This is a genomic window from Acinetobacter sp. YH12072, assembly GCF_013419565.1.
Taxonomy (GTDB): domain Bacteria; phylum Pseudomonadota; class Gammaproteobacteria; order Pseudomonadales; family Moraxellaceae; genus Acinetobacter.
On sequence record NZ_VOZV01000016.1, the window covers coordinates 42359 to 65917 of the forward strand.

Consider the following 23559-nt stretch of genomic DNA (forward strand, 5'->3'; position numbering starts at 1 on the left):
CCATGTTTAAGAATCATTTTAAAGAATAAGGATAAGCTCTATGTCGAATGATAGATTTGATCGTATTAAAAATTCTCCTAAAGATGTCCGTGATGATTTAAATGCCGATCCAATTAGCGGCGAGCCAGGTGCACATCCTATTGGCACAGGCGTAGGTGCCGCCGGTGGCGCAGCTGCAGGTGCAGCGGTCGGTGCAGCAGGCGGTCCGGTCGGTGCAGCAGTAGGCGGTGTTGTTGGGGCAGTGGTCGGTGGTCTCGCAGGTAAAGGCGTAGGCGAAGCTGTGAACCCGACTGAAGAAGCAGCATTCTGGCGAGATAATGCCGTTGAAACCCCTTATTATTCAGATGCCCGTACCACGTATAGCGATTTAGATTACGATCGTGACTATGATGCGGCCTATCGTGTCGGTTATGAAAACCGTGGAGCATATGATGCCAATACCCGTTTTGAAGATGTAGAAAGCGATCTGAAAGTAAAATGGGAACAGGCAAAAGGCCAGTCACGTCTGAACTGGGAACAGGCAAAATTTGCAGTACGTGATGCATGGAATCGCGTAACCCGTTAATTGCAAATGCCAAAACCAAGATCTAATATGCTCTTGGTTTTAAGGAAATGGGCAAAGTCTGCTGACCGTCACGACTTTGTCCATTATTAATATCTGAAAGGTTAGAATTCTAGGGCAATAAGTAAAAGTATAAATACTGATAAATATTTTTTTATATTTACTACTTGTCAAAACTGGATAGAGCGCGTATTTTAATTTCAGATTCACATTTTTATGAAAGACATAAACATGTTAAAGCAACCTATCATTTCAAACGCTTATTTTTATTTCTGGCAGTTTAGATAATTGCCTGAATGCGTTTGGGCAATGAAAAGGTTGCCCACCAGTTAATACCTGATCGGCAACCCTGATCAGGTTTTTTTATGCATGTGATTTAACAATTTTTTGGAGACAGCCATGACAAACTTTAACTATTCATACTTTAGCAACTTTTATTGGTCTTACTTTAGCCAGCTAATGACGCTTTCGACATCTTCGATTAGACCCATAACGCTCAAATAAAAGTTTGGACTGATTGCCAGTCCCAGGATTTAAAGTCATGAATATTGCACATACATCACAACAACATCAAACAGAAACCATTTTAGCTTTACCACAGCAGCTTAAGCAGCAATTGCCACTGTCTCCGCAATTGGCTGCACAAATCGCTGAACAGCGTCAAATTATTCAAAATATTTTAGAGGGTAAAGATCACCGTTTAATGGTGATTACCGGACCATGTTCCATTCATGATGAAGCTTCCGCACTGGAATATGCAGAAAAATTAAAACAGCTTCAGGAACAGGTTTCTGATCAAATTTTCCTGGTTATGCGGGCTTATATTGAAAAACCACGTACTACTGTAGGCTGGAAAGGCTTCCTGTATGACCCAGAACTCGATGGCTCATCCAATATTCAATTGGGTCTGGAAAAATCTCGTGCACTGTACCTAAAACTGATTGGCATGGGCCTGCCGATTGCCTCAGAGATCTTAAGTCCAATGGCGACAGCGTATTTCGATGATCTATTGGCCTGGGGTGCGATTGGCGCGCGTACCAGTGAATCACAAATTCACCGTGAAATTTCCAGCCATATGCCGTACAGCATCGGTTTCAAAAATGGGACAGATGGTTCGATTCAAATTGCTCTTGATGCTATTCAGTCAGCTTCCAATCCACATCAGTTCATGGGCATGAGCCAATCGGGTCTGCCGTGTATCCTGAGCTCAAAAGGGAATCCAAAAGCACATTTGATCCTGCGTGGTTCAAATAGTGGTCCGAACTACCAGTTGTCTGAAATTGAAAAAATTAAAGCGAAACACTCAACCGATTTGCCGGCCCTGGTTATTGATTGCAGTCATGGCAATAGTTCAAAAAACCCAATGCTACAACCTGAAGTGCTGGAGCAGATCGTCGCTGAACGTTTGCACAGCAATGTGCGGGGTGTAATGCTCGAAAGTCATTTGGTTGATGGCAATCAGAAAATCTCTGAAGATATGGTTTACGGCCAGTCAGTGACTGATGGATGTCTGGGCTGGACAAAAACCGAGCAATTATTGTTAAATATGGCTGATTCACTGCGATGCGAAAGTTTAAAGCGTAGCGCTTAAACTCACGATCTTATCTTTCCTCAATTCGTTGAGGAAAGATATTATGATCGGATATGGTTGTTCAGAAGTATTTTTCTAAATGCTGAAAGCAACAATTCGATATTTTGAAAATTAAAACAATGAGTATTAAAACGATTTTAAAAAATTCATAAAAAATAATTAATTTAAAAAAATAAACAATAACAATAATTTATTAGAGGTCAGCCTGATACTGTTTTTAAACAGCGGATGAGTAATGATCCCGGGAAGCTTGCTATGTATACAACTGAATTACTCGATGAAGCACGTAAATTTATGCACCATATGCTGACCAAAGTCGTGGAATATGGTAGTTCCGACCTTTTTATTACAGCTGATTTCCCGCCCAGTATCAAACAGCAGGGGTTGATGAAACCATTTGGTCAGCAGAAACTCACAGCCGATAAGACCCGTTTGTTTGCTTATGCCTTGATGAATGAGCGACAGATTCAGGAATTTGAATCGGTGATGGAATGCAATTTTAGTATTAGCATCCCGGGCGTGTCGCGCTTCCGGGTTAATGTCTTTCAGCAACAGCACAATGTAGGCATGGTGATTCGAATCATTACGACAGATATTCCAAGCTTTGAGCAGTTAGGCTTACCAGCTTCATTGCAACAGGTCATCATGCAGAAACGTGGTTTGGTGCTGGTAGTTGGTGCAACGGGTGTCGGGAAATCGACTACATTGGCAGCCATGATTGATTATCGTAATACGCATACTGAAGGGCATATTATTACGATCGAAGACCCGGTGGAATATGTCTATCAGCATAAAAACTCGATGATCACCCAACGTGAAATTGGTGTAGATTGCGTTTCCTGGCACAATGCACTGATTAATACCATGCGGCAGGCACCTGACGTTATCGTGATTGGCGAAATCAGGGATACAGACAGTATGGAGCATGCAATTGCCTTTGCTGAATCTGGCCATTTATGTCTTGCAACACTCCATTCTAATAATGCCTATCAGGCACTGGACCGGATTATTAACTTCTTTCCAGAAGAACGCCGTAATCAGTTACTGCTAGATTTATCAGCTAATATCAAAGCCGTGATTTCTCAGCGGCTAATTCGCACTGAAGATGGTAAAGGTCGTCGGGCTGCGGTAGAAATTCTGCAAAATACTCCTTTAGTTTCTGACCTGATTCGTAAAGGTGAATTCCATGAACTTAAAACGATTATGGCTCGTTCGCGGGAACTGGGCATGCAAACCTTTGATCAGGCATTATTTGATTTATATAACCAAGGCATTATTTCTTATGAAGAAGCCTTGCGTAATGCAGACTCCAGCAATGAATTACGTTTGCAAATCAAGCTGAAGAGCAGTCGTATTAATCCTGTTTTACAGGCAGAAAATGCACAGATTTCACTTCTGGAACAGTCCAGATCGCGTGCACTTTCTCCTGATTAATCTTGGCTTTTTAATAAACAGACTACTATTCAGTTCAATAGAACTGAGTCATAAATCTTCTTTAATGGTGGCTTTTAAGCAAGGCAGTTTTAGGCCACCTATCTAATTTTTTAATTTTATCCTTACTTGCCTGGTGAATTCAGTTTCACCGTCTTGCATTTATCCTGAATATGATCTTTTTCATTGTAATATTCTTTTAAAATGAAATAGGTTTTAAAAGGTAATATATGTCTACTTAATTGATATTTAATTGAACTACATCACATAAATTTTAAAAAATATTTTCTTTATAAATTAAATCTATTTGAGGCTTTAAAAAAACGCTGCACAATAAAAATCAAATGATATTGGCATGAATCAAGCATTTAAAATTCATGTAAGTGTGTATTTCCAGGGGAAGAGAATGTTCACGGTAGAACTGTTGGACGAAGCAAAAAAATTCATGCATCACATGCTGACCAAAGTAGTAGAATATGGGGGCTCAGACTTATTTATTACCGCAGATTTTCCACCGAGTATCAAACATCAGGGCTTAATGAAGCCCTTTGGACAACAGACCTTAACTGCTGAAAAAACCAAACTGTTCGCTTATAGCTTGATGAATGACAAGCAGCGTCAAGAGTTTGAAGCTGAACTGGAATGTAACTTCGCGATTACCGTGCCGGGCGTATCGCGCTTCCGGGTAAATGTTTTCGTACAACAGCTTCAGGTCGGGATGGTGATCCGGACCATTACGGCAGAAATTCCAAATTTTCAGAAACTGAAATTACCAGAATCATTGAAACACGTGATTATGGAAAAACGCGGTCTGGTACTGGTTGTGGGAGGAACGGGTTCAGGTAAATCGACCTCTCTGGCAGCGATGATCGACTACCGCAATGAAAATTCGGCAGGACATATCATTACCGTGGAAGACCCGGTGGAATATGTGCATAAGCACAAGAAATCTATGATTACTCACCGTGAAGTTGGGGTCGATTGTCATTCCTGGCACAATGCGCTGAAAAATACCTTACGTCAGGCTCCTGATGTGATTCTGATCGGTGAGATTCGGGATACCGAAACCATGGAACACGCAATTGCCTTTGCTGAAACCGGACATTTATGTCTGGGCACACTGCATTCCAATAATGCTAACCAGACTTTGGATCGGATTATTAACTTCTTCCCGGAAGAACGCCGTAATCAGTTATTAATGGATTTATCTTCGAATATGAAGGCGATTATTTCCCAGCGTCTGATTCGTACTCAGGATGGAAAAGGGCGTCGGGCTGCAATTGAAATCATGTTAAATACACCTTTGATTTCTGATCTGATTCTAAAAGGTGAGTTTCATGAGCTGAAAGCCATTATGGGCAAATCTCGTGAACTGGGCATGCAGACTTTCGATCAGGCCTTATTTGACCTGTATAACGAGGGTGCGATTTCTTATGAGGAAGCATTGCGTAATGCTGATTCGACTAATGAATTACGTTTACAGATCAAGCTGAAAAGCAACCGCCAGGATAATCCTGCTGCTGGAGAAGCAACACAATTCACGATGATGCAAGAACCGAAAGCTGAAGAAAAAGAACAGGAAAATACTTCAGCATCTGAATAAATACATCTTCGTGTCAGAATTAAAACAGGCAGTTCATCTGCCTGTTTTTTTATTATATTTAGATATTAACTTGTATTAGGCAGTCTTAACTTGAACGACCAGTTTAAAGTAAACAATACTGCATAAGGTGAGTAAACTACAGAGAATAAAGGCGAACTGATAACTATAAGTCGCAATAAGCGCCCCAATCAGTAGCGAACCGACCGCAATTCCTACATCATAGAAGGTATAAAAGGTCGAAGTAGCATAACCAATCCGGTGTTTCGGTGCACGTTGAATGGCCAGTGTTTGAATGCAAGGTTGTGCGCTGCCAAAACCGATACCAATCAATACCGCAGCCAGTAAGAATCCCCACAAAGTCTGAATCTGACTGAGTAAAAAGAGTCCTAAGCTAAAGATGAGTAGCGCAGGATAAATCACATATTGTGGACCTTTGCGATCGTAAATTTTTCCGGTAATCGGACGTAAACTCATCATGGAAATGGCGAATACGACAAAGAATAAACTGGCATAAGCCATCAGATTTTTACTGGCAGCAAAAGGTGCAATAAAAGACATGATGCTGGCATAAGAGAAAGAAATCAGAGCTGCCAGAACAGCAACAGGCAATGCTTTCTTTTCTACAACATCAGACAACACCAGTCCTTTTTTCTCAGGAATAGTTTGAATGATGTGCTCAGGCTCTTTGACCGGAATCATTAAGCAGAAAGCAAATCCGATAAAAACTAATGCAATAAGCAGCGTTGTGATCTGAAAATAAGACCAGTATTCAATCAGACTTAAGCCAATCAATGGTCCTAGAACAATACCCAGATTGACTGACATAACGTAATAGCCCATGCCTTCGCCTTTACGCTGCTCTGGAATAAACTGATTCACCACAGGAACACAGACGGTAGTCAAAATACTAAACCAGATCCCATGCAAAAAACGGATGATAAATAAGGTCGTCAACTGATCGGCAAGCAGGTAGGCTAGGGAAAATAGACTGAAAAAGATTCCAGAAACAATCAGGGTTTTACGGATACCCAATTTCTCAATAATCAGGCCGCTAAATGGTCGTACAGCAATCGCTGAAATCATGAACAAGGTCATGGCCAGACCAGCTTGGGCTAAGTTTCCACCTAATTCTTTCAGGATATAAATCGGTAAAATCGTGGTTTGTGCAAAATAGAAAATAAATAAAAACAGGTTATTGGCCAGACACAGCACAAAAGGCTTGGTCCATAAAGGCAATAGATTGGATTTCATAATTTTCCTAAATTGATCTATAGGGAAATGCTGCGATGAGCATGAATATTATTTTTATAAAGCAGCCTGAGCTATCTGATGCGAGTGATAGCAGGTACAGCAAAGACTTTAAGAAAAATGTGTGAAAAATACAATAAAATTCCGATATAAATACATTGTATTTGATGGTGAGCTTTAAATACGAAGTTTTCAATGCGTAAAAAAATCAGCCCGCAGGCTGATTCTTATTTTTCCATACTAAATCAAAGTAGCTTATAGGCCAGCTTCATATTCTGTATTAGACAATAGCTTTTCTACATCTGCCATATTGTCCGGTTTGATTTTATAGATCCAGCCTTTGCCATACGGGTCATCATTAATGAAGTCGGGATCATCTTCAAGCGCAGCATTGATTTCAACGACTGTACCAGAGACAGGTGCATGAATATCAGAAGCGGTTTTCACTGATTCAACCACGCCAGCCTGTTCGCCAGCAGTAATATGTGAGTCAAGATCTGGTGCTTCTACATAAACCAGATCACCTAATGCATCCTGTGCATGGTCGGAAATACCGGTCACAACAAGATCACCCTCAATGCGTACCCATTCATGTGTACTTGCGTACTTTAGTTCTGAAGGATGATTCATTGATAACTCCCTAAAAATCTTAAGATCATTTTTGATATGTTTTATACATTCTTTTTGGTCAAAACAAAAGGTTTATCCGTGCTTATAAATAAGGATCTTTACGCCAGTTGCTCGGGCTACGACCACTCCAGCGCTTAAACGCCCGACTAAAATTCGCCACATCACTATAGCCAAGTTCATCAGCGATCTGCTCCAGAGTAAAGTCTGTACGGGATAATAAGGAAGTGGCATGCCGGTAGCGCACTTCATCCACCAGCGTCGAAAAAGAAGTACCTTCAGCGGCCAACTGACGCTTTAAGGTTCGATCTGACATATGCAGGCGTTCAGCTACGCTTTCAATACTCAGATAATGCTGTTCGGAATGAGTCAGAATATCCCGCACCCGCATGGCAATCCGATGCCGTTCACCTAAAGCAGATAATTCGGCTTCACATTGGTTAATCGCAATCTGGCTGGCAATTGGATCAGCATGTACCAGCTTGTTCATCAGGTAGCTTTTATCAAAACTTAAAATTAAATGCGGCTGTTCAAAACGGAACTGATGCATAGGAAATTTCGCCATGAAGCGCTCAAAACCTTCCGGTTTTTTGAAATCAAAGTCGATTTCACCGGTTGCATCGTTAACCCCGGTAATGGCTTTGGCCATACTGATCAGGCCAATCATCAGGGCAATTGAAATTTCGGTGCGAAGCGGTTCCAGCTGAATATCAGTTTGCAACTGTACGGTTGCCTTAGCGCCAAAGGTCGAGAAAAATAGCTGCAGGAAGGGTAAACGTAACTGAATGAATCGGTTCGCTAGCACCAGAGCTTCGGTAATATTATTCGCCGTCATGATGGCATAACCGATAAAGCCATGAATCGAAATCCGCATCTGGGTACCTAAGTGATAACCCAGTGTCGGTTCACCAGTGAGCTTCAGGGCATGCTTGACCAGTTCATTGGCCACAGGGGTCGGAATACGGTAATCAGGATCTGCCAACTGTTCACTGGTCAGGCCAAAAGGCTTAAAAAGCGACTCATTATTATACCCCCAGCGGGAAATGACATCGAGAAGCAAGAGACCGTATACACCTGGAATACCTTGGTCTTGGCGTGGAGCTATTGTTTTCATGCGCGATCCGTTGCACTCATTCAAATTTTTTTATTTTCACTTCATATTGGCATGAAAAAGCCATTTTCTTGATAAAAATTGTTGGACAAAGCTGTGGCAATTTCCACAAGCAGATTTTAATCAACTTAAAGCAGAGTAGCTCAACTTAAAGTTGGAAATCAATGTAAACCAGAGATATTTTAGGGATTTAATTTTAAGCCTACAGATTTCTATTAATTCAGAATAGGGCTGTTTTTTGAATAATCTGGAATTTAAAAATGCTTGTGGAATAGTTGATATTCCCATAAAAGCAAACCGAAGCATGGCTATTCAAGTGACTCAAATAGAATGCTTCGGTTTCTGTTGTAGAGCTTAGCTACTACTGAATAGAGCGATTATGCTTCGTGTAAGTTATCAGTTTTGGCATGTTGCTGTACCAAGAACCCGCCGGTTTGACGCTGCCATAGCTGCGCATAGATTCCGTTTAAGGCCACCAGTTCATCATGCGTACCTTGCTCGGCAATTTTACCTTGATCCATCACAATCAGACGATCCATCTGCGCAATGGTAGAAAGACGATGCGCAATGGCAATAACCGTTTTACCTTGCATCAAATCATCCAGACTATTCTGAATAGCCGCTTCAACCTCAGAATCCAGAGCACTGGTGGCTTCATCCAGAATCAGAATCGGCGCATCTTTCAAGAATACCCGGGAAATGGCAATACGTTGGCGCTGTCCACCAGAAAGCTTCACGCCACGTTCACCTACATAGGCGTCATAGCCTCTACGGCCACGCAAATCAGTCAGATTCGGAATAAATTCTTCTGCTTTGGCCTTGCGTACAGCTTCAAACATCTCTTCATCAGTTGCATCCGGACGACCGTATTTGATATTTTCAGCTACGGTACGATGCAGCAAAGACGTATCCTGAGTGACCAGCGCAATATTTTTACGCAAACTGTCCTGAGTGACATCGGCAATATCCTGATCATCAATCAGAATACGGCCCTGATTCAGATGATAGAAATGCAATAGCAATTGAATCAGGGTCGATTTACCAGCTCCAGAACGCCCCACGATCCCGATTTTTTCACCTGGGCGAATGGTCAGATTAAACTGGTCAATGACCGGTTTTTCATTATAGGCAAAAGTGACATTATCGAATTTAATCTCACCGTGTTTTAGCTCCAGTTCTTTCGCATCTTCTTTGTCTTGAATATTGATCCGACGACCTAGAGTTTTCATCCCGTCCTGAATGGTACCGACATTTTCAAACAGGGCAGAGGTCTGCCACATCATGAACTCGGCAATACTATTCAGCTTTAATACCATCGCTGTAGTGGCTGCAATAATCCCGAGCTGCGCTTGACCTTGCATCCAGAGCCAGATTGCAGTACCCAGCACACCTGCATATAGCACAACACTCAGCATCAGAATGCTGATTTCGTATTGAGCGCCCAGACGCATTTGCTTATACACCGTAACCATAAATTCCTGCATAGAGGATTTGGCATACTGGCTTTCACGACCCGCATGCGCAAACAATTTTACGGTCTGAATATTGGTATAGGCATCAGTCACACGTCCGGTCATGACTGCACGCGCATCCGCTTGTAAGGATGAAATTTTGCTTAATCTTGGAATGAAATAGCAAGCAGCACAAATAAACAAGAATAGCCAGACCATAAGCGGCAAGATAAGTAAGGGTGAAATGGCACCCAAAACAATATTAATTGTGACGAAATAAATCAGCACATAAGCCAACATATCGCCCAAAATGACCCAGAATTCCCGGATCGCCAGCGCCGTTTGCATGACTTTGGCCGATAAACGTCCGGCAAAATCATTATGGAAGAAGTCCAAACTCTGTTTGAGCAATAAATTATGGAAGCGCCAACGCAGACGCATCGGGAAATTACTGTATAAAATCTGATGCTTGATCAGGGACTGGGCACTGGCAAACAGGATATTGGCCAGCAAGATAATACTCAATAAGGTCAGGTTGCTGGCATGTTGATCTAAAAAAGTCTCTGGCTGACTTTGACTCAACCAGTTCACCAGATCACCAATTTTTGAATACAGTAAGGCCTCAAAACTGGCTGCACCTGCGGTACACAATACTAGAATCAGCAAATAACGGCGTACCCCATAAGCTGCTTGCCAGACAAAGGGGAAAAACCTGGTGGGTAAAGGTTGATTCAGGTTTTTGGTGGGATAGGGGTCTACCAGCCGTTCAAGCCATCGAAACATTAACGTACTCTTATCATGTATTTTCTTTGCGGAAATTATAAAGGATTCTGCTTTTTGAAGTCTGAATTTGAGTGAAATTGCCACAAATGTTTAACTAAATCAAACTTTAGGTTGCAGAGCAAAAACTCATGCCAGATTTATACCAAATAATATGAAGACCAAAAATAAGAGATTGAATTCATTTTAAATACTGAATAAAAAGCCCGAAATAAGAGATTATTTCGGGCTTAAGTTAAGAGGTTAGTTTAAGTGATAATCGGAGATGAAGAACTCGCGTTAAAAGATTCCTTAAAATCACTCCCAGAAGGAGCTTGATACACCTTCAATCCAAATTCCGGAATAATCGCCAGAATATGGTCCATGATATCTGACTGGATATTTTCATACTCTGCCCAAACCGTCGTATTGGTGAAAGCATAAATTTCCAGTGGCAAGCCTTCGCTAGTCGGTTGTAATTGACGTACCATCAATGAGAAATCTTTAGCAATACCAGGATGCTGTTGCAGATAAAATTCCAGATAAGCGCGGAACGTGCCTAAATTGGTCAGACGGCGCTGGTTGTATTGTGAATGGTGCTGGAGCTGCTGGTTAAACTTCTCTAGTTCTTCTGATTTGGTATTCAGATATTGATCCAGCAGGATAAAATTTTTCAGCTTGTTCTGTTCTTCAGCTGTCATGAAATGTACGCTGGTTTGATCAATATGAATTGAACGTTTGATCCGGCGGGCACCCGCTTCCTGCATGCCGCGCCAGTTTTTAAAGGTATCAGTCACCAGTTTATTGGTCGGAATCGTGGTCACAGTCTTGTCAAAGTTCTGCACAGTCACTGTATGTAATGACATATCAATGACATCACCATCGGCATTTAGGGTCGGCATTTCAATCCAGTCACCAATACGTACCATGTCATAAGATGAAATCTGAACCGAAGCCACCAGTGACAGAATCGTATTTTGAAAGACCAGCATCAGGACAGCGGCCATCGCACCAAAGCCAGCGAGCAAGGTGAATACATCTTTTTTCAGGAAAGTGCCTAAAATCATCAAGCCACAAACAATGAAGATGATCAGCTTGACCAGCTGTAAATAACCTTTAATCGGCTTGTTGCGTGACTTGGGATTACGCTGATAAATCAGGTTAAAGATATTCAGTAACTCACCGAGTGCCAGAGCAATGGTCAGGAAAATAAACGCCTGAGCACCCATTTGCACAAAGGTTTGCACCTTATCGGATAAATGCGGGACAGTGGTAATCCCGTTCATGATCACGATTGCCGGAACAATATTGGAAATCCGGCGAATCACACTATGTTCAGCAAAAATCTGATTATTGGCAAAGGGCATTTTGGAAATCAGTTGACGAATACCGCGTACGACAATCTGTTTGGCAAACACATTGGCAAGGATGGCCAGTAAAATCACAATACTCAGTGAAGATAACATTTCCAGCCATGGGTACTGATCGGCCCAATCTCGAATATTCTGAATAAAATTAAACTGTTCCAACTGATCTTTCTCTTTAACTCAAAAAATTTGTTAGAGTTTATAGGTTTAAACGCAATTTTTTAATCTTGGATAACCTTTTAAAACATATCTTTCTTAGAGGAGGCGAACTTAATCACTATTCAGGCATTTATTTTTTCCTTCAGGTTAATTCAGATTAAATAGATCAATGAAAATTGATTGGTTAATGGCTAGGAAATGTGAAAAATCGATAGAACAGCCTAACTTGGTATTCCTATGCTTCTTTTTAAACTTTAAAAAATTAAAAAAGGTCAGAGTGAATTAAAGAATTTGGTATAGCGTTTATTATGTTAGTTCAACATAACTTAATGTTTATTTTACATTTTATATACTTACTTTTTTTAGGGGATAGTGCTAGGATTAAAATCATATAATCTTAATCATTAAAAATGAAAAATCTTCAAATAGTTATAGCACAAGCTTACATTCCTATGAACTGGAACATATTGAGCAATCAATAAGCCATGAAATTAATAACACTATATTAGAGATAGTGGTTAATGATGAATCTTTTGAAAAAATTGATTGTTACTTGTATTCAAAGAAAGATCCGAAAAAAATTCTTAAAAGCTCTATACATTATGTAATAGCACTCTTAGAAAGAGCAAAGTATAGGGTAGAAAAAGTTCAGCAAAATAACGTGAGTCCTTTGCATATCTGCTTATACGTGATTAAGAAAATTGAGGGATTTATTGCATATTTACAGACTAAATTTTAGTTATTAGCGCTTTCATTTAAGGCTCGTTATATGAAATCTGAAGTTTCCAAATAGGATTTGAATTGAGTGAAATTTGCTATCTATTAATACAAGAATATGCAAAAGACAAGCTGACATAGACTTAATGAAACAGATTAAAAAAACCGGAAAGTATGCCGGTTTTTTTATTTATGCTTTTCTTTTAAGGAAAATGTGTTTACCACATTAAATCATCAGGAATCACATAAGCTGCATATGGATCTTCTTCATCAGTAGTTTCTTCATTTTTCTCTGAATTATTCACGATGATAAAGCCTTCCATTTTTGAATTTATACGATCTGCCAGAGCTTTAGGCAGGAAGGCATAACTCTCATTTTCACGTGCAATCACCAGACTGCCAGCGACCAGTGCATTATAAATCTGCTGGTTGATATAAACTTTCTTGATCTTGCTATCATCAATAAACTGATAACTGATCTCACCATCCGTATCGCGGATTTTATGCTGGTTAATCATCTGCATGATGGCAGCTTTGAGTTCTTTTTCCTGCAACTGGGCTTTTTTCGCCTGTTCAATGGCTTGGTCTTTAGCCAGCTTTTCCTGTTTGTCCTGCTCAATCTTGGCCTTGATTTCGGCTTCTTTACTGTCACCTGTGCGTTTTTCATGTACAGCCTGTTTAGACAGTTTTTTGGCTTTTTTATTATCGACCAAGCCTGCCTTTAACAATTGTGCCTGTAATGCATTTTTAACCATGAGAATTTCCAGAAATTAGTCGTGTTGATGTCGATAACGTAAATAGATCACCCAATAGGTCAGGCTAAGCAGCAGGCTTAACACTGTAGGGACCAGGAATGCATTTAATTTTAAATAAGGATAAATCCAGCTGGCAAGTATGCCGCCCACCAAAAAGCCAGCCAGAATCAGCATATGCAGGATCACTTTACGGGATTCTACTACCAGACCACGCAGGCGATAGCCCATAGCCAGACCTAAATCGGTCAGTACACCTGACAGATGCGTGGTCCGGATAATGGCACCTTTATAGTGGCTGACCATGGCATTTTGTACGCCCATCGCGACACATGCCCATAACAAGGCATAACGCGGGAAATAGGGCAATAATAGCCAGCAAATGAATATAAAAAAAGCCACCAGGCTTAAAGGATAACCATACAGGCGTCCCAAGCGAAAGTGACTATTTCCTAAAATCAGCCCGCTATACATCGAGCCAATCACATAACAGAGGGTAACCAGAATCAGATACAAAATCTGGCGTGGCTGCCAGTCCAGCAGTGCCATCGCCAGCATACTGACGTTACCGGTCATATGTGAAACGGACTGATGCAACACGGTCACCAGTCCTAATACATTAATCATTCCGGCATTTACCGCAAGGAAGAATGCACCCAATTGAACCCACGATGGTAAACGCTGTAATGGCATGGCAATATCATTAGCAAAACATCTTGATTCTTCAATATAAAATCAATCTGTAGCGCGGTCTACTGCTGTTGTAAATAAAACATCGGTAGATGAGTTGAGTGCAGTCTCGGTAGAGTCCTGCAATACACTGATCACCATACCAATTGCCACCACTTGCATTGCGATATCTGAAGAAATCCCGAACAGGCCACAAGCCACGGGAATTAGCAATAGTGAACCACCAGCCACACCTGAAGCACCACACGCAGACACAGTCGCTACGATAGAAAGAATTAGCATAGTAGTGAAGTCAACATTAACACCTAAAGTATTTACTGCAGCTAAAGACAACACGGTAATCGTCACTGATGCACCGGCCATGTTAATTGCTGCACCTAAAGGAATTGCTACGCTTGAAGTAGTCTCTTTCACACCTAAGCGTTTTGCCAAGTCCAGGTTTACCGGAATATTGGCAGCAGAACTGCGGGTAAAGAACGCGGTAATGCCACTTTCACGTAAGCAGGTAAAGACCAGTGGATACGGATTACGACGGGTAATGAAACCGACCATTAACGGGTTAATCACCAAGGCTACAAATACCATGGTACCCAGCAGAACAGCTAATAAATGCGCATAGCTGGTCAAGGTATCTAGGCCCGCTTCAGCAAAAGTCACGGCAACCAGACCAAAAATACCCACTGGCGCAAAGCTGATCACCAGACGAATTACATAATTGATTGCATTGGCAGCGTCATTTAAACAGGTTTTAGTTGTGTGTGATGCATGACGGAAGGCAATTCCTAACGCAATTGACCATGCCAGAATTCCAATAAAATTCGCTTCAGCAATGGCAACCACCGGGTTCGCTACAAAGCTCAGCACCAGATTTTTGAGAATTTCACCTAGGCTGCCTGGCGGCTGTAAATCACCTTGCGCTGCAATATCCAGGAACAATGTGCTTGGAAATAAAATACTGGCGATCACAGCGCTTAATGCTGCCAGGAACATGCCGACAGCATACATCAGCATAATAGGTCTTATCGTTGAATTGGTCTGGCCAACCTGGAAATTTGCAATTGATGCAAGAACCAGAATGAAAACCAGAACTGGCGCGACGGATTTTAGTGCCTTAATAAACAGATCACCCAACAGGCTTAAGGAAGGTGCAGCTTCAGGAAATAACAGAGCCACACCAACGCCTAGAATAATGGCGATGATGATTCGGGAGACTAAACTCAGACGCGATAGGGCAGAAAACATAAGGTTGCCTTGTGAAAATTACGAGGGCTAAATGCGAAAAAAATTTGCGTTATTTTATACTTAAATTAAGGATCGCTTAAAATATATTTTTAGATAATATTTAAGTGACTGAAAATTAATAAATAATTAAGATGGTTTTTTATCTTGATCGTATTATTTCCATACAAAATTCTTAGAAATAGCCAGATTTACTGATTGGTTTTTAATCTTTAATTTTTAAATGAATATAGAATTTAAATCAATCATTTCCAGTTATGTTTCAGTTCAATTCGTTGCATGACAGCATGTCTATCATGCAAGGAATTAAAAAATCTTAAATCATATAATGTTGAGGCTTCTCGAAGATTTCCGGAGCCAGATCCTGAATTGCCTGAAAATGGGTTAGATAAATCCGTCCACTCAAATGTGTCATGAGTTTGGAGGCTTGCAAGCGGTCGAATACCGGGCCTTTCACTTCTGCAAAGTGCAGGCGAATATTTAGTTTGGATAATTCAGCATTGAGCTCTTCCAGCGTTTCCAAAGCACTCAAGTCAATCGCACTAATACTAGAGCAGTTCAAAATCACATGCTCTAACTTGTCATTTAAACTTAACTGATTAATCAGATAACCTTTAAGAGTATGCGCATTTAAAAAACTTAGGTTTTCATCAATACGCAGAGATAGAACCCGATCAGAAGTCATCACCTGATGACGCTGGATATTCCGGAAATGCTGGGTGCCTTCGACCAGACCCACGACTGCAATATGAGGGCGGCTGATGCGCCATAGCATAAGAATAAAGGTCGAAATAATCCCGACGATTAGACCGGTAGTAATATCCAGTAATACCACACCAAAAAAAGTAATCCACATGGCAATGCCATCAGCTTTGGAATAACGCCAGGCATCGACGAAAGGCTGGAAATTGACCAGTTTCCAGATAGACACAATAATGGTTGCAGCCAGAATGGTCAGCGGCAGATCCTCAAAGAAGCTGGTAAAAAACAGACTAACCACGACAATCAATAAAGAAGACAATACGCCAGCCAAAGGTGTTTTGGCGCCAGCGTCAGCATTAACCACAGTACGTGACAGACTACCGGTTACAGGAAAGGCGGAACTGATTCCGGCACTGATATTGGCTACACCGAGCGCAATCAGTTCCTGATTACTGTTCAAATTGCTACGCTGCTGTAGCGCCGTTGCCTGAGCAATAGAGAGAGATTCCACAAAACTGATCATGGCAATCATGCTGGCACCCGGTAATAAGGTCATCACCAACTCCCAGTTCCAGTGTGGGAAAGACAAAGGCGGAAAGCCTGAAGGAATTTCACCGACCGTTTTAATGCCTTGAACTTTTAAGTCTAAAAACAGAACGGCTGCAATACCGAGAAAAACCAGAATCAGTGGAACTGCTCGAACCAGAAAATCAGTCGAACCGATCCGGCTTTGTACTGCTTGAGATTTTAATAGTTTCGGCAGATAAACCAGTAAACCGATAGAAAGCAGGCCAAAGATCAGACTCGGGAGATGCAAAAGTGGTAAATATTCAATCAGGCTTTTCACCAGCTCGGGAATATTATTGGCTTTTAAAGGTAAATCCACCAGAAACTTGAACTGACCAAAAGCAATCAATAGAGCCGAAGCAATAATAAAACTCTGAATGACCGGATGGCTGATCAGCTGAATTAAAAAGCCGAAACGGAATACACCTAAAAACAGGGAAATAATGCCGACCATCAATGCCAATAAAGTTGCCGCTTCAATATAGACCGGAGAACCCACTTCAAATAATGGATTCAGTGTGGCAAAGGTCATCATGGAAATGATGGCTACTGGTCCAATCGATAAGGTCGTACTGCCGCCCAATAAGGCATAAATGATCATTGGTAGAATACTGGCATAGAGTCCCATAATCGGTGGCAAACCTGCCAGCATGGCATAGGCCATCCCTTGGGGTACCAGCATCGCGACGACAATCAGGGCAGCCAGTACATCTGATTTTAATTTCACTGGGCTGTACTGACTTAACCATGACCAGGCAGGGAGTCTATTGAGCAGTCTAGACTTAAAATTTGGCATATACAGGTCTAAATCACAAATATAGATATATTATGCACAAATTCTGCTAAGAAGTCTTAGGATATAAATAGGTGATCATTCACATTTTAAAAAATGAATGAGGGGACAAAGGATCAAGGCAAAAGACTTAAAACTCTCAGTAGAGAAAATTTAAATCAGGCAGATCGCTTTAAAATAAAACAGGACGAATGAGGTAAATTGCAGCTTTAAGCGACTGCTTGATTTACACAGTAGATTTGATAAAGCTTTTTTAACATTTCTACCAGGTTCTGGTCTTTGATCGAATAATAGATCTGTTTACCGTCTCGACGGGTATTTACCGCATCGCTTTTACGCAAAATCATGAGCTGCTGAGACAGGGTTGGCTGTCTGATGTCGGTAATCTCTTCAATTTGAGAGACATTCAGTTCATTTTGGGAGAGATGACATAAAATGAGCAGTCGGTCCGTATTGGCCATTAACTTTAAAATACCGACAACCTGTTGAGCTGAATCCCGCATCGCGGCAATTTCAAGATCGGTTTTCATTTACTATGTCCATTTATACAATTACAGCCCGCGAATTATACGACTCGAACAGCGTGAATTGATGGATAGAAAGCGTGAATTACTATGGTTTTTAATGAATTGTGTTATCAAGAATAGTTATAATTTACTAATTAAAATATAAGATAATTTTATCGTGTTCCGGTTTTTTAGGAAGAAGATGTTTCATTTCAAACTGCTATCGTGATTCCATCTTGTTTCAGGCATCTACAAAGCCGGAAAATGCTTGTATCATGTAAATACATCTTGGCGAATAACATCAAGGATATTCTAATGACTACAGATTCAGCTTTTCCAACACCTGCCAATTTAGGTATCGCGGTTTATAGCAATAATGCAGAGGCAATTGGTAATACCCCTCTGGTTCGTATCAATCGTGCCATTTCAGGCGGAGCGACTGTACTTGCGAAAATTGAAAGCCGTAACCCGGCATTTTCGGTGAAATGCCGTATTGGCGCAGCCTTGATTGCTGATGCAGAAAAGTCAGGTAAATTGAAGCCGGGCATGCACATTGTTGAGCCAACCAGTGGTAATACCGGTATTGCGCTGGCATTTGTAGCAGCGGCTAAAGGCTATGATATTACCTTAACCATGCCATCCAGCATGAGTATTGAACGCCGTAAAGTGGTGAAAGCATTAGGTGCTAATTTAGTACTGACAGATCCAGCCAAAGGCATGAAAGGCGCGGTGGAAGAAGCACAACGTCTGGTGAATGAAAATCCTGAACTGTATTACCTGCCACAACAGTTTGAAAATCCAGCTAACCCAAAAATCCATGAAGAGACGACCGGTCCTGAAATCTGGGAAGCGACTGCAGGTAATGTCGATATTCTGGTAGCGGGTGTAGGTACAGGCGGTACGATTACCGGTATTTCACGCTTTTTTGAAAAAGTGAAAAACAAGCCGATTTATTCAGTTGCTGTAGAGCCTGCTGAATCTGCCATTATTGGTCAGGCAAAACGTGGTGAGACACTCACTCCAGGACCACATAAAATTCAGGGTATTGGCGCGAACTTTATTCCAAAGAATCTGGATCTGGATCTGGTAGATGAAGTGATTGCCATTACTAGTAGCGATGCAGTGGAATGGGCACGTAAAACTGCGACTCAAGAAGGCATCTTGGTGGGTATTTCAAGTGGTGCTGCAATGGCTGCAGCTGCGCAACTGGCTGCACGTCCTGAAAATGCAGGCAAAAATATCGTGGTGATTCTGCCAGATGGTGGTGAGCGCTATTTATCTTCAATTCTTTTTGAAGATATTTCTGCTGAGTAAATATTTAACAAATTAGTTTCACTAAATCTCGAAAAAGCCTGAAGTCATCTTTGGGCTTTTTTATTGGACTTTATGCCTTCATATAATGAAAGATCAAGAATTTAAACCAGAAGCTTGACCTTCCCATTATAGTAATGTTTAAGCTATAGCATAGGCAGTGAATGGGTGAATGGAGAGCGCAGAATGAATACACCAGCAACCACACAGTTGTACGAACAGCAGGTACAGATTTCAGGAATGACCTGTGCCTCTTGTGTTGCACATATGGAAAAAGCCTTAAAGAAAATTGAAGGTGTGGTGGAAGCGAACGTCAATCTCTCCACTGAACAGGCTTTTTTAAAAAGTGAACAACCCATTCCTGCAACGCAACTCGTTAATGCTATCAATAAAACCGGTTTTGAAGCCGTGATCCAGCAGTTTGATTTAAATATTGAAGGCATGACCTGTGCGTCTTGTGTAGCTCGTGTTGAAAAAGCCTTGAAAAAAGTCGATCAGGTACTGGATGCGCAGGTTAATCTGGCAACCGAAAAAGCTCATGTCACTGCAATTCGTCCTCTCGCTGTTTCTCAATTGATCAAGGCTGTACAAAAAGCGGGCTTTGATATTCAAAGCGACCGAATTGAACTGGCTATTGAAGGAATGACCTGCGCCTCCTGCGTGGCACGTGTAGAAAAGGCCTTATTAAAAGTCGATCAGGTAAGTGAAGCACAAGTCAATCTCGCCACTGAAACAGCTTGGGTCAAGGCACCGCGTAGTCAGCTTCCAGCTTTAATTGCTGCTGTCGAAAAAGCTGGATATAACGCTCATGCAAAATTAGATGCACAGGCTACCGATGCCCAGACGGCATTTCAGGAAAAGAAAACCGCTGAAACTGAACAGCTAAAACGTGACTTATGGTTGGCGCTAATTTTAGCTGTTCCGGTGTTTATTCTGGAAATGGGTTCACACCTGATTCCGGCTTTTCATCACTGGATTGCACATACGCTAGGTACCCAAAACAGCTGGTATATCCAGTTTGTACTGACGACTCTGGTTTTGCTGATACCAGGACGGCGGTTTTATCAGCATGGGATTCCGGCATTGTTGCGACTGGCACCCGATATGAATTCTCTGGTTGCCGTGGGAACAATAGCCGCTTATGGATTTTCCTGTATTTCCACTTTCTTTCCGCAATTATTGCCGCAAAGCACTGTACATGTGTATTTCGAAGCGGCGGCTGTGATTGTTGCCTTGATCTTACTGGGACGTTATCTGGAAGCCCGAGCCAAAGGTAAAACCTCTGAAGCGATTCAATATCTGGTTGGCTTGCAACCAAAAACCGCCCGAGTACAGCAAAATGGAACTTGGGTTGATCTGGCGGTTGCTGATGTACAGCAGGGTATGCTGATCGAGATTCGTCCGGGTGAGAAAGTCGCAGTTGATGGTGAAGTCGTTTCTGGTCAAAGTTATATCGATGAAGCCATGATCAGCGGTGAACCTTTAGCGGTGGCTAAACAGGCTGGAGATCGGGTGATTGGCGGAACGGTAAATCAGAATGGCACCTTGCAGATCAAGGCGACAGCAGTCGGACAAGATTCAGTTCTAGCTCAGATTATTCATATGGTGGAACAGGCACAAGGCGCAAAGCTTCCCATTCAGGCGGCAGTCGATAAAGTGACCTTATGGTTTGTACCGGCTGTGATGCTGCTCGCGACTTTGACTTTTATTGTCTGGTTCCTGTTGGGTCCTGAACCGAATCTGACTTATGCACTGGTCAATGCTGTTGCAGTACTGATTATTGCCTGTCCTTGTGCAATGGGCCTGGCTACGCCAACATCTATTATGGTCGGCACCGGCCGGGCAGCAGAGCTGGGTGTCTTGTTCCGTAAAGGCGAAGCATTGCAACTCTTGCAGCAAACCAGAGTTGTGGCGGTGGATAAAACCGGAACCTTAACTGAAGGGAAACCAGCCCTAACCGATTTTGCAGTGACATCTGGTTTTGAGCAGCAAATAGTATTGCAAATGGTCGCAGCAGTGGAAGCCAAATCCGAACATCCCATTGCTCATGCGATTGTGGAAGCTGCGAAAGCACAACAGTTGCAACTATCTGAAGTCAGTGATTTTGATTCAATCACTGGTGCAGGCGTGAAAGCTCAAGTTTCAGGTCAGCAAATTCATATTGGCGCAGAACGCCTGATGCAGCAATTGGGCTTAAGTGTCGATATTTTTAAAGAGAAAGCACAACAGTTAGGCGAGCAGGGACGCACGCCTTTATATGTCGCGATAGATCAGCAGTTGGCTGCCATTATTGCTGTGGCTGATCCGATTAAAGCCACAACCTATAGTGCGATTCAGGCCTTACATGATCAAGGCTTAAAGATTGCCATGATCACCGGTGATAACCAGCATACTGCACAGGCCATTGCCGGACAGTTGAAGATTGATCATGTCATTGCTGAAGTTCTGCCAAATGAAAAAGTCGATGCGGTACGCCAACTCCAACAGCAACATGGCATCGTCACTTTTGTCGGTGACGGGATTAATGATGCACCTGCTTTGGCTCAGGCCGATGTTGGAATGGCAATAGGAACTGGTACGGATGTCGCAATCGAAGCAGCAGACGTGGTGCTGATGTCTGGAAATTTACAGCATGTGGCAACCGGTATTGGCCTGAGTCAGGCGACCATGCGCAATATCAAACAGAACCTGTTCTGGGCCTTTGTCTATAATATTGCCTTGATTCCGATTGCTGCCGGTCTGTTGTATCCATTCTTCGGTATTTTGTTATCACCGATGTTTGCAGCAGGCGCGATGGCATTATCCTCAGTTTTTGTGGTCAGCAATGCGCTTCGTTTAAAGACTTATCAGCCGATCCAGTTGAAGGAGGCAGTGTAATGAATATTGGACAGGCCGCGAAACGCTCCGGGATCTCGGCCAAAATGATCCGTTATTATGAAGATATCGGTTTATTACCCAATCCTAAACGTAGCGATTCGGGTTATCGTATCTATAGTGACGATGACATCAAGACTTTAAGTTTTATTCAGCATGCGCGTGAACTGGGTTTTTCTTCTGAACAGATGAAAGAATTGCTCGGCCTGTGGCTGAACGATGCCAGACACAGCAGTGATGTCAAACAGTTGGCGCAAAAGCATATCGAGTTACTGCAACAGAAAATTGCGGACATGCAAAATATGATGAAAATTTTGCAGCAATCGGTTGCACAGTGTGCTGGAGATGAGCAATCTGACTGTCAGATTCTGAAACAGATTGAGCAGGGTGTGTCACATGGGAAAACTGCACATACGGCTATCAAAGCAGATCAATAGCCTTGAATTAAAATTCGCTTAACCCAAATTTAAACTGATCAAAGGGAGATCAAGATGAAATTCCGTATTGAAAATATGACTTGTGGTGGTTGTGCACGTAGTGTGACGGCAACCATTCAGGAGCTGGATGAAAATGCTAAAGTAGATGTTGATGTGGTCAGCAAAATGGTGGAAGTTGAATCGAGTGCAAGCGAATCTGAGATTATCGCGGCATTAACTGAAGATGGCTTCCCGCCTGAAACTATGGCTTGATATTTGCCATTTAAAAAATAATTCTAAAATGCCTAATCATGATTAGGCATTTTTTATGAAACTGCCGATATTTTATCTGGCGTCATTAATGCCTGATTAATATACAGTTTAATCAAGCGTTCACGCGAACCAATCGCTTTTTGATAACTGGTCGAATTTAATAATAGTGAAGCGCCATAAGTGACTGTCCAGATATAAGATAAATAATCCCGGATTGACATGGCACTGTCTAAAGACACCAGATAATCATGGGTCATATCTTTAATGCGGATAATCCGTTCTTCACGAATACGGTAGAGTTCCTGAAATAACTCTTTCAGGTTTTTTTCATTATTGGTTAAACGCTCTTCAATAACATGCAGCAAAATAGTCCGGTTTGAATTGAGCATGTGATAAAGCATATATTGCGAAACATAATTTTTAATATCGTTATTATATTTATCGGAAATTGCCAGAATTCTTTTTTCATTCAGAATGATGAGTTCTAAATATAACTGGTTCTTGCTTTTAAAATGCTTGTAGATGGTTCCTTTGGCGATGTCCAGTTCTTCAGCAAGTTCACTCAAGGTGATGTCCTGATTATTATCAAGCAGTAGACTTTCTGCCATGCTCAGGATCTTCTCTTTACGAAGAAGGAAGTTCTGCTGTCTTACAGTCGTCATCTTCTTGACTCATCATTTTAGAAAAGGAACCTACTAAGAATATGCTATTTTCACAGGTATAGCTATAAAACTAAGGTCGTGATATTTATCTAAATTTGTATATTTATTCAACATTTCTTGTAGAAAAAAGTCATATACAGCTGCGCTA

The 23559-nt window shown here is 41.7% G+C and carries 19 protein-coding genes and 1 pseudogene; 9 read left to right on the forward strand and 11 right to left on the reverse strand.

The annotated features are described in order from the left end of the window. Positions 1 to 40: 40 nt before the first annotated feature. From FTU19_RS08585 to FTU19_RS08600, 4 genes are all read left to right on the forward strand, one after another. On the forward strand, positions 41 to 565 hold the full coding sequence (locus FTU19_RS08585; RefSeq protein WP_159122907.1) for a hypothetical protein: 525 nt from the start codon (positions 41 to 43) through the stop codon (positions 563 to 565). A gap of 538 nt (positions 566 to 1103) precedes the next feature. Then, a complete protein-coding gene (locus FTU19_RS08590; RefSeq protein WP_180002052.1) occupies positions 1104 to 2153 on the forward strand; it encodes a 3-deoxy-7-phosphoheptulonate synthase in 1050 nt (349 codons plus the stop codon). 255 nt (positions 2154 to 2408) lie between these two features. Further along, positions 2409 to 3587, forward strand: coding sequence for a PilT/PilU family type 4a pilus ATPase (locus FTU19_RS08595; protein WP_180130790.1), 1179 nt, complete (start codon positions 2409 to 2411; stop codon positions 3585 to 3587). A 403-nt stretch (positions 3588 to 3990) separates the two neighbouring features. After that, positions 3991 to 5187: a PilT/PilU family type 4a pilus ATPase gene (locus FTU19_RS08600; protein WP_180130793.1), complete on the forward strand. Its 1197-nt coding sequence runs from the start codon at positions 3991 to 3993 to the stop codon at positions 5185 to 5187. Between the two features lie 75 nt (positions 5188 to 5262). Here the strand turns inward: FTU19_RS08600 and FTU19_RS08605 are convergent, their stop codons facing one another. The 5 genes from FTU19_RS08605 to FTU19_RS08625 all read right to left on the reverse strand — a co-directional run bounded on the left by FTU19_RS08605 (position 5263) and on the right by FTU19_RS08625 (position 11912). Further along, positions 5263 to 6438: an MFS transporter gene (locus FTU19_RS08605; protein WP_180130796.1), complete on the reverse strand. Its 1176-nt coding sequence runs from the start codon at positions 6436 to 6438 to the stop codon at positions 5263 to 5265. Between the two features lie 252 nt (positions 6439 to 6690). Further along, positions 6691 to 7065: a glycine cleavage system protein GcvH gene (gcvH, locus tag FTU19_RS08610; RefSeq protein ID WP_104426083.1), complete on the reverse strand. Its 375-nt coding sequence runs from the start codon at positions 7063 to 7065 to the stop codon at positions 6691 to 6693. A gap of 82 nt (positions 7066 to 7147) precedes the next feature. Then, positions 7148 to 8176, reverse strand: a complete 1029-nt coding sequence (locus tag FTU19_RS08615; protein ID WP_180130799.1) for an AraC family transcriptional regulator — start codon at positions 8174 to 8176, stop codon at positions 7148 to 7150. 374 nt (positions 8177 to 8550) lie between these two features. After that, complete coding sequence (locus FTU19_RS08620) at positions 8551 to 10407, reverse strand: ABC transporter ATP-binding protein (RefSeq protein ID WP_179992608.1); 1857 nt, start codon at positions 10405 to 10407, stop codon at positions 8551 to 8553. 245 nt (positions 10408 to 10652) lie between these two features. Further along, on the reverse strand, positions 10653 to 11912 hold the full coding sequence (locus FTU19_RS08625) for a mechanosensitive ion channel family protein (protein WP_125278616.1): 1260 nt from the start codon (positions 11910 to 11912) through the stop codon (positions 10653 to 10655). A 407-nt stretch (positions 11913 to 12319) separates the two neighbouring features. Here FTU19_RS08625 and FTU19_RS16420 point away from each other — a divergent pair. Further along, positions 12320 to 12648 (forward strand): annotated as a pseudogene (locus FTU19_RS16420) (hypothetical protein). 196 nt (positions 12649 to 12844) lie between these two features. On the opposite strand, the gene FTU19_RS08630 reads toward FTU19_RS16420, so the two are convergent. The 5 genes from FTU19_RS08630 to FTU19_RS08650 all read right to left on the reverse strand — a co-directional run bounded on the left by FTU19_RS08630 (position 12845) and on the right by FTU19_RS08650 (position 17899). After that, a complete protein-coding gene (locus FTU19_RS08630; RefSeq protein ID WP_104426088.1) occupies positions 12845 to 13381 on the reverse strand; it encodes a DUF2058 domain-containing protein in 537 nt (178 codons plus the stop codon). Positions 13382 to 13396: 15 nt separating this feature from the next. Continuing rightward, positions 13397 to 14071, reverse strand: a complete 675-nt coding sequence (locus FTU19_RS08635) for a YoaK family protein (RefSeq protein ID WP_104426089.1) — start codon at positions 14069 to 14071, stop codon at positions 13397 to 13399. 42 nt (positions 14072 to 14113) lie between these two features. Further along, positions 14114 to 15310 (reverse strand): serine/threonine transporter SstT, encoded by a 1197-nt coding sequence (sstT, locus tag FTU19_RS08640; RefSeq protein WP_004785593.1) that lies wholly within the window; start codon positions 15308 to 15310, stop codon positions 14114 to 14116. Positions 15311 to 15623: 313 nt separating this feature from the next. Further along, a complete protein-coding gene (locus tag FTU19_RS08645; protein ID WP_159122913.1) occupies positions 15624 to 17372 on the reverse strand; it encodes a SulP family inorganic anion transporter in 1749 nt (582 codons plus the stop codon). A 206-nt stretch (positions 17373 to 17578) separates the two neighbouring features. Further along, the gene (locus FTU19_RS08650; protein WP_104426093.1) at positions 17579 to 17899 is read right to left on the reverse strand and encodes a metalloregulator ArsR/SmtB family transcription factor; all 321 of its coding nucleotides are present in this window, start codon (positions 17897 to 17899) and stop codon (positions 17579 to 17581) included. Between the two features lie 291 nt (positions 17900 to 18190). Between FTU19_RS08650 and cysK the strand changes: the two genes are divergently transcribed. The 4 genes from cysK (at position 18191) to FTU19_RS08670 (ending at position 22749) form a co-directional block, all read left to right on the forward strand. Next, complete coding sequence (gene cysK, locus FTU19_RS08655; protein WP_159122914.1) at positions 18191 to 19189, forward strand: cysteine synthase A; 999 nt, start codon at positions 18191 to 18193, stop codon at positions 19187 to 19189. A 183-nt stretch (positions 19190 to 19372) separates the two neighbouring features. Next, complete coding sequence (locus FTU19_RS08660; protein ID WP_180130800.1) at positions 19373 to 22063, forward strand: heavy metal translocating P-type ATPase; 2691 nt, start codon at positions 19373 to 19375, stop codon at positions 22061 to 22063. Beyond that, positions 22063 to 22497, forward strand: coding sequence for a Cu(I)-responsive transcriptional regulator (cueR, locus tag FTU19_RS08665; RefSeq protein ID WP_159122916.1), 435 nt, complete (start codon positions 22063 to 22065; stop codon positions 22495 to 22497). The genes FTU19_RS08660 and cueR overlap by 1 nt, the downstream gene beginning before the upstream one ends. A 54-nt stretch (positions 22498 to 22551) precedes the next feature. Next, positions 22552 to 22749: a heavy-metal-associated domain-containing protein gene (locus FTU19_RS08670; RefSeq protein ID WP_034704558.1), complete on the forward strand. Its 198-nt coding sequence runs from the start codon at positions 22552 to 22554 to the stop codon at positions 22747 to 22749. A gap of 53 nt (positions 22750 to 22802) precedes the next feature. On the opposite strand, the gene FTU19_RS08675 is transcribed toward FTU19_RS08670, so the two are convergent. Then, positions 22803 to 23411, reverse strand: a complete 609-nt coding sequence (locus FTU19_RS08675; RefSeq protein WP_005235816.1) for a TetR/AcrR family transcriptional regulator — start codon at positions 23409 to 23411, stop codon at positions 22803 to 22805. Positions 23412 to 23559 lie beyond the last annotated feature (148 nt).

Bases quoted from the DNA above. Each gene is read 5' to 3' on its own strand.
- FTU19_RS08615 (WP_180130799.1), bottom strand. From the start codon at position 8,176: ATGAAAACAATAGCTCCACGCCAAGACCAAGGTATTCCAGGTGTATAC.
- FTU19_RS08595 (WP_180130790.1), top strand. From the start codon at position 2,409: ATGTATACAACTGAATTACTCGATGAAGCACGTAAATTTATGCACCAT.
- FTU19_RS08620 (WP_179992608.1), bottom strand. From the start codon at position 10,407: ATGTTTCGATGGCTTGAACGGCTGGTAGACCCCTATCCCACCAAAAAC.
- FTU19_RS08590 (WP_180002052.1), top strand. From the start codon at position 1,104: ATGAATATTGCACATACATCACAACAACATCAAACAGAAACCATTTTA.
- FTU19_RS08635 (WP_104426089.1), bottom strand. From the start codon at position 14,071: ATGCCATTACAGCGTTTACCATCGTGGGTTCAATTGGGTGCATTCTTC.
- FTU19_RS08675 (WP_005235816.1), bottom strand. From the start codon at position 23,411: ATGACGACTGTAAGACAGCAGAACTTCCTTCTTCGTAAAGAGAAGATC.
- FTU19_RS08605 (WP_180130796.1), bottom strand. From the start codon at position 6,438: ATGAAATCCAATCTATTGCCTTTATGGACCAAGCCTTTTGTGCTGTGT.
- FTU19_RS08600 (WP_180130793.1), top strand. From the start codon at position 3,991: ATGTTCACGGTAGAACTGTTGGACGAAGCAAAAAAATTCATGCATCAC.
- cueR (WP_159122916.1), top strand. From the start codon at position 22,063: ATGAATATTGGACAGGCCGCGAAACGCTCCGGGATCTCGGCCAAAATG.
- FTU19_RS08660 (WP_180130800.1), top strand. From the start codon at position 19,373: ATGAATACACCAGCAACCACACAGTTGTACGAACAGCAGGTACAGATT.
- FTU19_RS08670 (WP_034704558.1), top strand. From the start codon at position 22,552: ATGAAATTCCGTATTGAAAATATGACTTGTGGTGGTTGTGCACGTAGT.
- gcvH (WP_104426083.1), bottom strand. From the start codon at position 7,065: ATGAATCATCCTTCAGAACTAAAGTACGCAAGTACACATGAATGGGTA.
- FTU19_RS08630 (WP_104426088.1), bottom strand. From the start codon at position 13,381: ATGGTTAAAAATGCATTACAGGCACAATTGTTAAAGGCAGGCTTGGTC.
- FTU19_RS08645 (WP_159122913.1), bottom strand. From the start codon at position 17,372: ATGCCAAATTTTAAGTCTAGACTGCTCAATAGACTCCCTGCCTGGTCA.
- FTU19_RS08585 (WP_159122907.1), top strand. From the start codon at position 41: ATGTCGAATGATAGATTTGATCGTATTAAAAATTCTCCTAAAGATGTC.
- sstT (WP_004785593.1), bottom strand. From the start codon at position 15,310: ATGTTTTCTGCCCTATCGCGTCTGAGTTTAGTCTCCCGAATCATCATC.
- cysK (WP_159122914.1), top strand. From the start codon at position 18,191: ATGACTACAGATTCAGCTTTTCCAACACCTGCCAATTTAGGTATCGCG.
- FTU19_RS08650 (WP_104426093.1), bottom strand. From the start codon at position 17,899: ATGAAAACCGATCTTGAAATTGCCGCGATGCGGGATTCAGCTCAACAG.